This is a genomic window from Rhodococcus sp. NPDC057529 (assembly GCF_042802055.1).
GTDB lineage: Bacteria > Actinomycetota > Actinomycetes > Mycobacteriales > Mycobacteriaceae > Rhodococcus_F.
The window spans coordinates 105048-117447 of the sequence record NZ_JBHVEY010000026.1 but is presented as its reverse complement, the minus strand read 5'-3'; the positions used below and the strand labels follow the sequence as shown (position 1 = coordinate 117447).

Annotated in this window: 9 protein-coding genes and 1 pseudogene; 4 read left to right on the top strand and 6 right to left on the bottom strand. The window is 69.0% G+C overall.

Features of this window, described 5'->3' with window-relative positions; genetic code table 11:
* Window positions 1-520 precede the first annotated feature (520 nt).
* From ACFU5V_RS36020 to ACFU5V_RS36010, 3 genes are all read left to right on the top strand, one after another.
* Window positions 521-2398 carry an RNB domain-containing ribonuclease gene (locus tag ACFU5V_RS36020; protein ID WP_378705312.1) on the top strand — a complete coding sequence of 626 codons (1878 nt, stop codon included), beginning with the start codon at window positions 521-523 and terminating at the stop codon, window positions 2396-2398.
* Between the two features lie 958 nt (window positions 2399-3356).
* Complete coding sequence (locus tag ACFU5V_RS36015) at window positions 3357-4529, top strand: AAA family ATPase (RefSeq protein WP_378705310.1); 1173 nt, start codon at window positions 3357-3359, stop codon at window positions 4527-4529.
* Between the two features lie 207 nt (window positions 4530-4736).
* Entirely contained in the window at window positions 4737-5696 is a 960-nt protein-coding gene (locus ACFU5V_RS36010; protein WP_378705308.1) for a phosphatidylserine/phosphatidylglycerophosphate/cardiolipin synthase family protein, read from the top strand.
* A 78-nt stretch (window positions 5697-5774) separates the two neighbouring features.
* Here ACFU5V_RS36010 and ACFU5V_RS36005 read toward each other — a convergent pair whose 3' ends face one another.
* Window positions 5775-5924, bottom strand: a complete 150-nt coding sequence (locus ACFU5V_RS36005; RefSeq protein ID WP_378705306.1) for a hypothetical protein — start codon at window positions 5922-5924, stop codon at window positions 5775-5777.
* A 105-nt stretch (window positions 5925-6029) separates the two neighbouring features.
* Here ACFU5V_RS36005 and ACFU5V_RS36000 point away from each other — a divergent pair.
* A pseudogene (locus ACFU5V_RS36000) lies at window positions 6030-6522 on the top strand (helicase associated domain-containing protein).
* 641 nt (window positions 6523-7163) lie between these two features.
* On the opposite strand, the gene ACFU5V_RS35995 reads toward ACFU5V_RS36000, so the two are convergent.
* From ACFU5V_RS35995 to ACFU5V_RS35975, 5 genes are all read right to left on the bottom strand, one after another.
* A complete protein-coding gene (locus ACFU5V_RS35995) occupies window positions 7164-8462 on the bottom strand; it encodes an AAA family ATPase (protein ID WP_378705303.1) in 1299 nt (432 codons plus the stop codon).
* Window positions 8463-8535: 73 nt separating this feature from the next.
* The gene (locus tag ACFU5V_RS35990; protein ID WP_378705300.1) at window positions 8536-9726 is read right to left on the bottom strand and encodes a hypothetical protein; all 1191 of its coding nucleotides are present in this window, start codon (window positions 9724-9726) and stop codon (window positions 8536-8538) included.
* On the bottom strand, window positions 9723-9917 hold the full coding sequence (locus tag ACFU5V_RS35985) for a hypothetical protein (RefSeq protein WP_378705297.1): 195 nt from the start codon (window positions 9915-9917) through the stop codon (window positions 9723-9725). Before ACFU5V_RS35985 ends, ACFU5V_RS35990 begins: the two co-directional genes overlap by 4 nt.
* Entirely contained in the window at window positions 9914-11173 is a 1260-nt protein-coding gene (locus ACFU5V_RS35980; RefSeq protein WP_378705294.1) for a VWA-like domain-containing protein, read from the bottom strand. Before ACFU5V_RS35980 ends, ACFU5V_RS35985 begins: the two co-directional genes overlap by 4 nt.
* A complete protein-coding gene (locus tag ACFU5V_RS35975; RefSeq protein ID WP_378705291.1) occupies window positions 11170-12270 on the bottom strand; it encodes an ATP-binding protein in 1101 nt (366 codons plus the stop codon). Before ACFU5V_RS35975 ends, ACFU5V_RS35980 begins: the two co-directional genes overlap by 4 nt.
* Between the last annotated feature and the right edge of the window lie 130 nt (window positions 12271-12400).

Sequence of the window (12400 nt, the reverse complement as noted above, 5' to 3'; positions counted from 1 at the left end):
ACCAGCAAGACCCACCACCGAAAACGCGCCTGACCCCCACCAGTGGGGCCGCAATTCATGCCGATCACTGGGGCCAGATCACTTGACGAAACTCAGGTGCCCGACGCACCGGGCCACTCCACGTAATCACAGGCCCCGCGCGGGCCGGCGGTGTGACCGTTCGCGGACGGGGCCTCAGACGATCAGGACCGGGGGCTCGGAGACGTCGACGTCGAGCAGGACATCCCACGAGACCGGGGGACCTGAATTGCGGAGCATCATCGCGTGTTCGGCCAGATGACGGGCTCGGCGTCCTCATCGTGACCACTGGTGCTGCCCCGCGAGAATCACCGCCAAGACCGTCCACCTCGTCGGCCGGGTAGTGACACCCCGCAATGCTGACCGCACACCAGTCCCTGGGGACCTCGCACGAGAAACGCCACCTGCCTGGGGGTTGGCCCGGGCGTCGTGTGTCGGCGACCCGCAGGGTCCGGAGCCGGTTATCGTCGAAGACTGTAGTGAATCAAGGGGGCAAGCGACCATGGCATCACCGACCACGACCGACCTGTCGACGCTGCTGATGATCGACTCCGCGGCTGCGCGGGACCGGGACGACGCCTTCTCCGTTACCCCGCTCGCCGGTGGCCGGGGGTGGGCGGTCGAGGTTCATATCGCCGGTGTCGCCGACGGCGTCGGCTTGGGGTCGGTTGCCGACGAGCAGGCGTTCCTGCGGGCGGAGACCCGGTACCTGCCGGGCCGCACCGTTCCGATGCTCGGCGACACCGCCGAACAGGCCGCCACCCTGACCACCGGAGCCGCGCGGACCAGTCTGCGGGTCACCGGCACCCTCACCACCGACGGCCGGCTGATCGACACCGCCGCCGGGCGTGGACAGATCCCGTCGGGCCGGTGCGTGCCGGTCGATCACGCGCAGGTGCTCGGCATCTTGACCGACCCGGCACATCCCTTGCACGCCCAGTTGGCTGCGGCGGATGCGGCCGCGCAGGCCCTGCTGGGCGCCCGCCGTGACGGTGGTGCGCTGGCGTTCTACGACCTCACCCGCGGCTGGGCGGCCAATGAGGACGGGGCCATCGTGGCGATCGCCGCGGAACTGCGCACCGTCGCCTACGTCATCGTCCAGGAGTTGATGATCGCCACCAACGAGGCCGTCGCGTTGTGGTGTGTGGAGCAGGGATTGCCGATCCTGTTCCGCAACCACCGGCCCAACCCGGTCGCCGGCAGCACGGACGAGCTGATGAACGAGATCGCCGCCGCGGCCGGTGACCCGGACCTGTTCGCGAAACTCCGCGGGCGGCTGCTGTCGACGCTGCGTACCGCTTCTTACGATCCGACGGTCCACGGACATTACGGCCTTCGCCTCAGCGCCTACACGCACGTCACCTCCCCGCTGCGGCGGGTGGCCGACCTGATCAACCAGCGGATCATCCTCGCCCACCTCGACCACTCCCCCACCCCCTACACCCCCGATCAGCTCGCCGCCCTCGGCGCCGACCTGAACCGGCGCACCCGCGCCGCCCGGGAAGCGAAGAAGAACCACTTCAAACACGCCGACCACCGCCACGTGATCCAAGAGGCGGCACGCGACCTCACCGCCCTCGATGCCCGCACCTTCCACAAGGTCCTCAAAACCGCAGCCGCCGCACCACTTCGCGACGAGATCGCCACCGAACTCGCCCGCCGCGTCGACGCCGACCTGCTGACCACCCCGGACGTCGCGGTCCTGATCGACGCCGCCGACCCCACCTGGCTTCCGATCCAACTCCGCGTCCTCGACACCCTGACCGACACCCATCCGGAGATGGGCCCGAGCGTGGTGTCGGTGTGGCGGCAAACCCACCCCGACCAACCCCCCACCGACCTCGAGACCCGGCGCAACGGCGCCGACCACCACCCACTGTTCGCCGCCCGCGCCACCCACCGCAGCATCCGCGGACCCTGGACCACCGCCGCGGCGAAGAAGCCCGCCGAACAAGCAGCCCTCTGGGCGGCACTGCGCGCACAGCTGACCGGCACCGACCACCCCGACACCGAACCGGACTGGCCCACCACCGAGCCGTCCACGCAACCCACGACTCCCCCACCGGCGCCACAGGATTCCGGGCCCGCCAAGACCGTCGAACCGCATCGGACGACCACGCCGGCCGCACTGAATCTGGACGGGGCAAAGAAATCCAAGGCACTCTCCAACCCCACCGCCTGGCTGATGAGCCTGGCCCAGAACAACAATCAGGCCCCGCCCGAGTGGGAGTTCCGCACCGACGGGCCCGCGCATGCACTCCGCTTCACCGCCACCGTGACCCTCGCCGGCCACACCGCCACCGCTACCAACACCGCGAAGACGGCGGCGAAGACCGCATCGGCCACCGCGCTCATCGAGGCACTGTTCGCACGGCAGTGACGGCGCCGCGCGGTCTTGTGTGTACCGCGTCAACACCAGCCGGGTGCCGGGGCGGCTGAATCGCTGCCGTCAGTCTCAGGCGGATAGCCGCCTGAGACGCCTGAGGCGCGCCGACCGACACGGGGACGGCACTCTCGTGGCGGCCCGGATAAGAGCGCCGTCGATCGGTCGGAGCATCGACATCCCGACGCCCTTCGATCCGAAAACAGAATGACGCAGGGACCCGATGCCGCGGTTTCGGGCGAGAGCAGGTCGTCGGGCAGGCGGTCGAGACCAATACGGATGTGAGATTTCCGGGCCGAGGTGTCAGGGGAGTGTCCGCACCTCGGCGTTGCGGTGCCGATGACGACCGACCGGCACCGCCGACATAGGCGCGCGCTACCGGCCTGATCGAGTGTCTTTGAACCCGATTCAGTACCGCTTCGGGTGCCCCGCTCCCCACTCATCGACAACTTGTTTATCCCATTTGAACTGCGACTATGCTGCCACTCCCCCACTCCCCACCAAATTCGAGAGCCGTGCGAATGTACCTCGCGATTCGGCGACAGACCGTATTGGCTCTAGGCTGATCTGGCGCGTTTCTCACTTGGGTGGCGCGGCGTTGGCGCAGTTTCTGGCCCGGGTGGCGCACGATGCCTCGGTGCTGGGGACATGTCGAGGCGCGACGGGCGACACCCTGGCGATCACTTCGCACGTGTAGGAGTTCGAACGTCGGCATCATCTACAGCCCAGTCCCACACGCTCGATGTCACTCCTCGAGCGAAATTCCGAGATCCCGACGCGCACCGCGCCCCGTCTCCGCCGAAGAACTACGGGACCCGCGGCCCCCTGCGAGGGAGGAAGTCCGCCGACACTACTGCTGCTGCAAGGAAGCCAGACCGGACCGGCCGCCCGCGGCCACTATGGGAAGTTATAGAAGTTTATGGAACCTTTCCCATAAATGTCTATAGTTGTCGATATGGATCCCGCGCTGAACCCGTTCAAACCCGGCTCGGGCCTGCGACCCCCGGCGCTGGAAGGCCGGGACCGGGAACGCCAGGAATTCGAACTCCTCGTCACCCGCAGCAAGGCAGGCAACTACGACCGCGGGATGATGCTCTCCGGGCTCCGCGGGGTCGGCAAGACCACCCTGCTCAACACCCTCGCCGAACACGCCGAGCGGCAGGGCTGGCTGGCGATCACCATCGAGGCCCGACCGAACGAGGCCGGGATCGCCGCGGTCCGCGCCCGCCTCGGCTACGAACTCGCCGTCGGTCTGCGCCGCTTCAGCCGCAAACATCAACTCCACAAGGTCATCGACGACCTCGTCTCCCTCGCCCGCGGATTCACCCTCGGCGTCGGCCTGGGCCCGGCCAAGATCGAACTCGCCCTCGGCGGGCGGGCCGCCAGCGGAGACATCGACCTCGACCTCGAGGAGCTGGTCGAAGCGATCAGCGACGTCATGCGCAAGAAACGCGCCGCGTTCGGACTGTTCATCGACGAAATGCAAGACCTCGACCCCGATCTGCTCGGCGCCCTGCTCGCGGTGCAACACCGCGCCAGCCAACGAGAATGGCCGTTCTTCGTCATCGGCGCCGGACTGCCCAGCCTGCCGGCGGTGCTCGCCGACAGCCGCTCCTACGCCGAACGGCAATTCTCCTACCGAACCATCGGACCGCTCTCCCCCACCGATGCCGCCGACGCGCTCCGGGTCCCGGTCGAGGCCCACGGGGGTGCGTTCACCCCGGACGCCCTCGAGATCGTCGTCGAAGCCAGCGGCGGCTACCCGTACTTCCTGCAAGAGTTCGGCAAGGCGATCTGGCACACCGCCCCCGCCTCCCCCTTCGATACCGAGGACGCCCACCTCGCCGTGGAGGAAGGCCGTAGAGCGTTGGACGACGGGTTCTTCCCGTCCCGGTGGACCCGGGCCACCGACCGGGAACGCCGGTACCTGCGCGCCATCGCCGAAACCGGGGAACCCACACCCCGCTCCGGGAAGGTCGCCGCAGCCATGGGGGTGGCGACCACCGCGGTCAGCGATGTCCGGGATTCCGCCATCAAAAAGGGCCTGATCTGGTCCCCCGAACACGGTCGCATCGCGTTCACCGTCCCCGGCATGGCCGACTTCATCCGACGCCAGCCCACCGCCTGAACCCCCCCGGTTCCCGCGCGCCGAGCCGGATCCCGCACTCGCTCGCAGCATCTCAAGACGACACGTGTGGTGCCCGAGGAAGTTCGAAGAGTGCTGCGGAAACCTTCTCCAGCAGTCACCCGCACCTCGAGGGAGATAGTGACCTCTAGTTGATGCGCAGGCCAACGGGTTCAGGCCGCAGTGACCATCCCACTACTCTTTCCCCGTATGGGGACCACCTTCCACGGGCCGACCCCCTGGCCGCACATCACCCGCGCCATCCGCACGCGCGGACCGCGGCACGCCGCGATCGCCTACCTCGGCCAGGACGCCCCCGACCTGCTGCCGCTGCGCGCCGGAGACGTCCTCGTCGTCAACGCCTCACGAGCCGCGGTGCGCGCCCACGCCACCTCCCCCGCCGCACTCGCGCACTACGTGGCCGCCGGGGTGCGGGTCTTATCGTCACCGAACCTGCACACAGGCCTGATCGCCACCGGTAGGTGGGCGGTCATCGGCCCCGCAGGCGCCTCCCACAGCTCCACCACCGCGGATGAGGCCGTGGTCATCACCGATGATCCCGAGATCGTGGCCGCCGTCCGGACCTTCATCGACGGTATCGACGAGATCACCGAGGTCGACCAACTGTTCCTCGACAACGCCACCGCCATCTGGCAGATCGGCCGGACCGTACCCCTGCCCGGGATCGGCGGCCACAACCGCGCCGAACCCGACTTCCTCCCCACCCCGGTAACCCGGATGTTCCTGTGGCACATCACCCACTACCAGCCCGGCGCCGCGGAACAACACGAGCGCGCAGCCCACACCAGCCGCCACAGTACGTCCGCGGGTCCGGCGGCGAAATACCAGCTCGAATGGTTCCGCATCGACACCCCCACCGGCCGCGGCCGCGGCCGGCTCCAGCGGGGCGACGTCCTGCTCCAGGTCACCGCCGACAACGAATGGCTCTACCCGCCCGCGGTCGTGGACTCCGACCCGATCGCGATCCCCCACACCCGCACAGCGGTGGCACACCACCTGCGTACCCGGGTCGACCTGGAGCCGATCGCGGTGACCGACGCGGAAGTACTGCTCGCCGACCTCGGACACCCGGGTCCCCGGCTGCGCACCGACCACCGCATCGTCTCCGCCAGCCTGCGGGCCGCGCTGCTCCGACTCTGGAACCTCTGACCGGTCCGCACGTTCGAGGCGTGACTACGACATAACCGGCGACGACGGCGCACCGAGATCGCCGCAGGCACACCGTGATCAGGCCGACGCCAGAACGGGGAGGGCGCTTCCCTGCATGGGGCGGCCACCGATCCCGGCGGGCCGGTGCGCGAGCGCGGAATGGTCCTGCACGCTGTCGATCAGCTTCTGGGTTCCACCAGCTGTCACGACCTGTGCACAGGTTGCCATCCGACACGCGTCGACTTCCGTGACAGATCGTCAACGAGGCGGACATACTTTGACTTCACGACTACCGGACAACACGTGGACGGCATACCTGAGGATGTGATCTCGATGCGAGCACACCGGGCCGGCGGCCTCACCTCTGCAGCTCGACGCCGAGTTTCACTGCCATCACCCCGCACTCGTGATGCCCGCCGACTACGTCACCGAATACGGCTTCCGACTGGGACGCTGGCAGGACCGCCAGCGAGTGGCCCGCATGCTCGGCGCCCTGCCGCCGCAACGCATTACGCAACTCGATGCGATCGGCTTCGTGTCGACCGGGGACAGCACGCCGCTCCCTGCCGTGCCGCCGACCGACGGTAAGCGGCGACGGATGCTCACCGAAATCGCCGCCTACCGCGAAGAACACGGCGACGCACACGTCCCCGCAAACTATGTCACCGCCGACGGTGAACAGGTAGGCCAATGGCTCTACCGGGCAGTGAAAAAGTGGCGAGCCAACGCACTGCCGGACGACGAGCGGCGCCCCCTCGCAGCCCTCGGGGTGTCCCCCGGGCCCCGCCCACGGGGACCACGGCTCTCAGCACACCCGATGCGATAGCCACCACCACCTGTCCCTCAGACAGATCGACACTCGCGCGCTCTGAGGCGCACAGGGGCAGATGTGCACATGCTCCGGTACTCGGCGAGGTGAAGGACTGCAGATTCCAGTCGATGTGGACGGATTCGATGCGGACGAAATAGATTAGAACTGGTCTGCTGCACTCCGGGACGGCCACTGGCCAACCCTGCTTCGGCCGCGTAGTTCCGGGACCTTCGGCCTCCAACCACAGACGTAATCGCCGAACCACACGCATCTGCTCCCGTATGCCAGCACGCATTGCACCACGCCTGCCGCCACGCACAACTTCACGCACAGCTTCACGTATATCGGCCCACAACATTTCACGCACATCGACCCGCATAAATCGCGCGGTCAGGAACACGTGTGATGACCGCACGGGAATCGGGAAGTACCCGGTCCCCGGCGCACCCGGTGCCGGGGACCGCCGGCCGAACAGGTCTGGACGGACCCCTCCAGTCGCCGGTTCCGTCAGTCCGCGCCGTACAGTTCGGCGGCGAAAGTGCATCGCTCCCCTTCGCTGCGCTTCGTCCCAGTCGATGTCCGGCAGCCGTTCTGCGCGGAACTCGGTCATGATGTCGTCGGGCATTGCCCACATCCCCTTTCGTTGTGATGGGTTGCTACACAGTGGGAGTGCGGTGCAGCGCGGCCAACAGGGCGGTATTGGTGGCGTGCGCGGTCGAGGGTTCGGTGGAGGCGAGTACGTCGGTGCTCGCGTCATCGATGACGACGCTCATGTGGGCGCGGTGGCGCGAAAGCATCACGCAGGCGCGGCCCGGATCGAGGCTGAAAGTTTCGGCGGTGCGGTATCCGGCCAGCGGATGCAGTACCACCACGGCGGCACGTTCGAGCCCTTGCAGTGAATTCGCGGTGCCGACCAGCACGTCCGGGTGATCGGATAGCAGGGCGCGGATCGCCGCCGCCTGGCTCACGTGGGGAACCACCACCGCGATATCGGCGGCGCTGATCGGTCGCTGGTCCTGGGCGGTGACCAGCACGGTGTCGAGCAATTCGTGCGCCCGCTGTGCGCACGCGGTCGCCAGCGCCGGATCGGACGGGCCGCCGCAGACCGTGACCGGGCGGTGCGCCAGCTCGGGCACGATTGCGCCTGCGTCGGTCAGGTGCTCCGGTGGTCGGCGGGAGGTGAACGGCAGGTCGGGGTAGAACAACGGCCCGATCAGGGCGGTGGTGTCGGGTCCGAGTCGCCAGGTGTGGCGCAACCGGTGAACGCCCACCGCGTCGCCGTGTGCGGCTTGCAGTGCGATCGGTCCCGGCAGGTTCGGGGCGGTATCGCTGCCGTCCCATCGGGACACGTCGCCGGTCACCACCGGATCGATCTGACCGGGATCGCCGACGCAGACCACCTGCCGGGCCATGGCGCCGAGGGCGCCCAGATCGGCGTAGGTGCATTGCCAGGATTCGTCGACCACGAGTACGTCCGCCGCCACGCGGTCGGGGTCCGAGAACAGCCATCGGGCGGTCGTGCCGATCAGGATCGCGCCCACCTTACCGGGCCACCGCACCTTCTGTCCCGACACCGTGGGCGTCTGCCCGCTGTCGGGTTTCGGCGGTTTCGCTTTCCACATCAGTGCCGCGCGATCGGTGAGGGTGCCCAGGCGCCGCGCGATCTCCACTGCCTGCTCGCGGGTCTGGGCCGCGATGCCGACCCGTAGATCCGCGCGGTGCGCCAATGCTGCCGCGAGGAGGGCGACCAGTCGGGTCTTGCCTGCACCGGGTGGCGACGGGACGACGACGGCGGGATCACCCGACCACACCGAGAAGAGCACACGGGCGGTGATCGGGTCGGACATGATCTGCGATCCCGGCCACTTCGTGAGTGGTGGCGCGCTGGGCCTGGGTGCCGGTGCGCTCGCCGGTGCCGGGTGGGGGTTGTCGGGGCGGGGGGCGAGGATGCGCATGAGGGTGCGACCTTTCACGAAAGGTGTTGTGCAGCATGATGTTGTGGGTGGCGGTGCGGGCGGGCCGTTGGGGTTAGTCCTCTGCGCCTGCGATCAGCACGTCGAGGGGAACCTCACGCCGCGTAGCGACCGGGGTGTGGCCGGTGGAGAGCCAGGAACGGCGGGCACGGTAGAGCCGCCAGTATCGACCCCGACCCGCGCGCATCGTCTGCGGGGACGGCGACCTCGGCATCACGCACACCCGTGCTCCCGGTGTGGGGGCGTGTGCACCGACCGAGCCGAAATGCAGGACCAATTTTCCCTCCACGACGTGTGCCGAGGTGACCTCGGCACAGAACCGCTCGACGGGTGTGTCCGCTGGGGTGCCCATCCAGCCGGTGACCTCGGATCCGAGACGCAACCGTGAATCGAGCCGCTCGCAGGTCACCGACAGCGATACGCCCCGCCGACGCGTGCCGGTCGGCGGCGGGGTCACCGAGGCCACCCCGACCGCCACGTGCCCGGTGTGGACTGCGCGTTGCCGCCAGAGCGGATCATCGAGCAGGGCGGCAGCTTTCAGGTCGGCGGCATCGCATCGGGTGCGCAGTCCCATGGCGGCGCTGGCGGTGGTGTCCGGGCGCGACCAGTCGTGCCCGGCTGTCGCTGCCGACAGCGCGCGGTCCCAGCAATAGCGGTCGTCCTCGTGGATCGGCGCCAGTAGGGGCAGCAGCGGTCCGCCGCCGATCGTCGCGGCCCACTCGTGCAACCCGCTGACGCTGCCATCGCCGATGCCGAACCAGTGCCGCAACGTGGTCGCCGACCGTTCGGCGTCCGGGGTGGTGCCGAGGACGTACCGCGCCGACGACGCGGTCACCAGATTCACCACCGCCGAGGTGCCGGGATGGTCTGCCCGATCCGCCCACCACGCCACCATGGCCGCCGCGCCGGCCACCTGCGGGTCCGGGTGGTGTGCGTGCGCCCGCGCCAGCGTCAGCAGTGCTGGCAGGGTGCCGGTGTCGTCGGTGAGCAACGGTGCCGGGTCGCCGCGCCCCACAAGGGTGCCGCCGTGTGCGGCCAGCAGTGCCAGGGCATCGATGTCGCGGGCCCGTTCCTCGGGGCCGCCGAACCCGGCCGCTGCCACGGCGGTGCTGCCACCACGGGCGACCGCACGCACCGCCAGCGCCGCCGTGGACGGCACGAATGTGGTGTGCGTGAGCCGAGCGACCGGCGACCGGGTTTCGGCGGCATAGAGCCGCTGAGCGAGGTCGAACCATTCCACGCTCATACCGCTCCCCGCTCCTCGTCGCGCCCCTGCACCGGGTACGCGGCGCAGCGCCAACCGGCGCGCAGAGCCATTGCCGCCGCATCGGTCGCCGTGCCTGCCACCACCTCCGCGACCTGGTGGGCGGTGATCCCGGTACCGGCCAACACCCGGTCGGCGTAACCGGCCAGGTCGCCGCCGTCTGCCGCGCTCATGCGCGTGCTTCCGCGCCGACCGGCACGGACACCGTCGACGCCCACGACGGTGTACGTGCCGCCGCCGTGTCGCTGCCGATCACCGCGCACACCAGATGCGACCGCGACGGGCGATCCGGCCACGGCGTGTCCCCGTCCGTCGCGGCGATCACCACATGCGGCTGCGGGCGCGCAGCGTTGGCCGCCGCGATCCCCACCCGCATGTCGGTGCCGCCGCCGCCGATCAGTGTCACGTCCGCGAGGGACCGAACCGGCTGCGCGGTGGTGCTCGACGCATCACAGGCCAGAATCCGCACCCGATCACGTGCCACACCGCCAGCCCGCAGCACCCCGGCGACCTCACTCATCGCCGCATCCAGATCGTCTGCCGACATCGATCCCGACGTGTCGACCACCATCGACACCGTGATCGACGGGCCGCGCATCGCCGGAGCGACGATGCCCGGGATTCCGCGCCGCGAGGGTCGCGAATATGTGTAGTTCGTCCGCCCCGCCTGATCCGCCACGGCACGCCGGATCACCGCACGCAACAACCGATCCCATGCCACCGTCGGCGGTGCCAGTACCTCAGCGGCCCACCGCGCCAACCCGGCCGGGGCGCTCCCCCGCCCCTTTCTCGAAGACTCCCGGACGGCCTGCGCGACATACCGCCGCACCAGGTCGGCCTCCGCGCCGTCGAGACCTTCGGTGACCTCACTTCCGGCCGCACCCAATTCACCGGGCACGGCAGGGCACCCGGCACCGGAGCCGCACCCCGGATCACCATCGCCGTCCGCGGGTGCGTTCGGAGAGGACGGGGCAGACGGATCCAGCTGGTTCGTGTAGTAGTCCTCCGCGACGCCGCCCGATGCGCACCCGATGAACTCCGGGGTGATCACCCCGTCGGGCAGTCCGACCCCGGCCGCGAGAAGGTCATCGTTGATTTCCGCATCGGCGGCGTAGTTCCACGCCAGATGCGCGACCGGCTTCGGCAAGAACTCTGCGCGCGCGGCATGTGCCCGCAGTAAGTGCCCCACCTCGTGCAACAGGACCGCACCCGCCACCGGGACCGGCCACGCGTGCGCACCGACCAGCAACGCCGGATCGAGATACAGCCGCCACTGCGCATCTACCGCGAATGTGCCCAGCCCCGGCGCAGCCACCGGTTGCGCCGCGAACAACGCCCGCATGAAGTACGGCATCTGTTCGGCAGAGACCAACCGGGCCAACCGAAACGCGCGCAACTCGTCCGGTGCGAGTGCCCGCACCGCGCTCACGCCGCCTCACCGACCAGGCCCGCAGCCACCAACATCGGGGAGAACCGTTTCGCCGCAGCCGGAACCACAGCCTTGGCGGGCCGGGCCTTCGCCAACGTCCGCGCCGCCGCGCCCGCCACATCAGGTGCACCCGCTTCCGCCGCCGCGATCAGCGGTCCCCACGCGCTGCGCCACGCCTCGACGGTGCCCCGCCCCGCAGCCCACGCCGTCACACCCGACAGAACTGCCCACACCAGGTCCGGACGCGACTGCCAGTCGAACGCCGTTTCCGGATTCTCGATCACCGCCACCGGGTCGGGCAGATCGGCATTGCGGCGCCACTGAAGGAACTCGACACCGGTCCCCTCACCGATCAGCCCGAACACCGCCGCATTGATCGCCGCGTTGTCGTCGTCACGCAGATGCGGCAACACCGCCGCCAACATCGCCCACGTGCGCCGCGACGGCCACGCTCCCCCGGTCTGCGCCGCCGACGACGGGAAGGCGTCCAACGCTTCCGGGTTGCGCTGGACATATCCGGTGATCGAACTACGCACCAGCGCCACGCGCTGTTCGTCCGTCGCCACCGCACGCGAGGCGGGCGGCGACGCCCACCCTGTCGCCATACCGTCCAACCACTCGTCCACCGACGGAGTGAACTCCACATGGCAGAACCGATTCGCCAAGGGCGCTTCCAGCTCGTATCCACCGGCAGCACAATCGGGAGGATTCGCACCCGCAATCACCCGCGTTCGATTCGGCAATTGCAGATCACCGACCTTCAGGTCCAACGCGACCGCAAGCATCGCCGCCTGCACCGCAGGCGGACTCGTCGTCAACTCGTCCAGAAACAGATAGCCACCACCGGCGGCGTGAATGCGCTTCGCCCAGTCCGGAGCCTCCAACGTCACCCCGTGCTCCCGCACCACCGGCAGGCCAGCGAAGTCGGCCGGTTCACGCAACGACCCGAGGACCGTCTCGCACAGCACCCCGTCCGACGCCGCCAACCCCCGCACCAGACTCGACTTACCCATACCCGGACCCGAGATCAGCAACGACGGAACACCGGCCCGCCCATTCGCATCCAACACCGTCACAGCAGTCGCCACATCAGCCACAGAAAATCCTCCAGAGTCGAGCGAGTTGGTCAGTCCCGCTACCGAATTAGACTCCTCGATTATATGGTCTTACCTGCACAAATAGGGGTTCTGTGGTTGTCCCGCGTCCCCGGCGCACCCTGTGCCGGGG

Excerpts from the sequence above, each read along its gene's own strand:
- ACFU5V_RS36020 (WP_378705312.1), top strand. The coding sequence starts at position 521 with ATGGCATCACCGACCACGACCGACCTGTCGACGCTGCTGATGATCGAC.
- ACFU5V_RS36015 (WP_378705310.1), top strand. The coding sequence starts at position 3,357 with ATGGATCCCGCGCTGAACCCGTTCAAACCCGGCTCGGGCCTGCGACCC.
- ACFU5V_RS36010 (WP_378705308.1), top strand. The coding sequence starts at position 4,737 with ATGGGGACCACCTTCCACGGGCCGACCCCCTGGCCGCACATCACCCGC.
- ACFU5V_RS36005 (WP_378705306.1), bottom strand. The coding sequence starts at position 5,924 with ATGGCAACCTGTGCACAGGTCGTGACAGCTGGTGGAACCCAGAAGCTG.
- ACFU5V_RS35995 (WP_378705303.1), bottom strand. The coding sequence starts at position 8,462 with ATGCGCATCCTCGCCCCCCGCCCCGACAACCCCCACCCGGCACCGGCG.
- ACFU5V_RS35990 (WP_378705300.1), bottom strand. The coding sequence starts at position 9,726 with ATGAGCGTGGAATGGTTCGACCTCGCTCAGCGGCTCTATGCCGCCGAA.
- ACFU5V_RS35985 (WP_378705297.1), bottom strand. The coding sequence starts at position 9,917 with ATGAGCGCGGCAGACGGCGGCGACCTGGCCGGTTACGCCGACCGGGTG.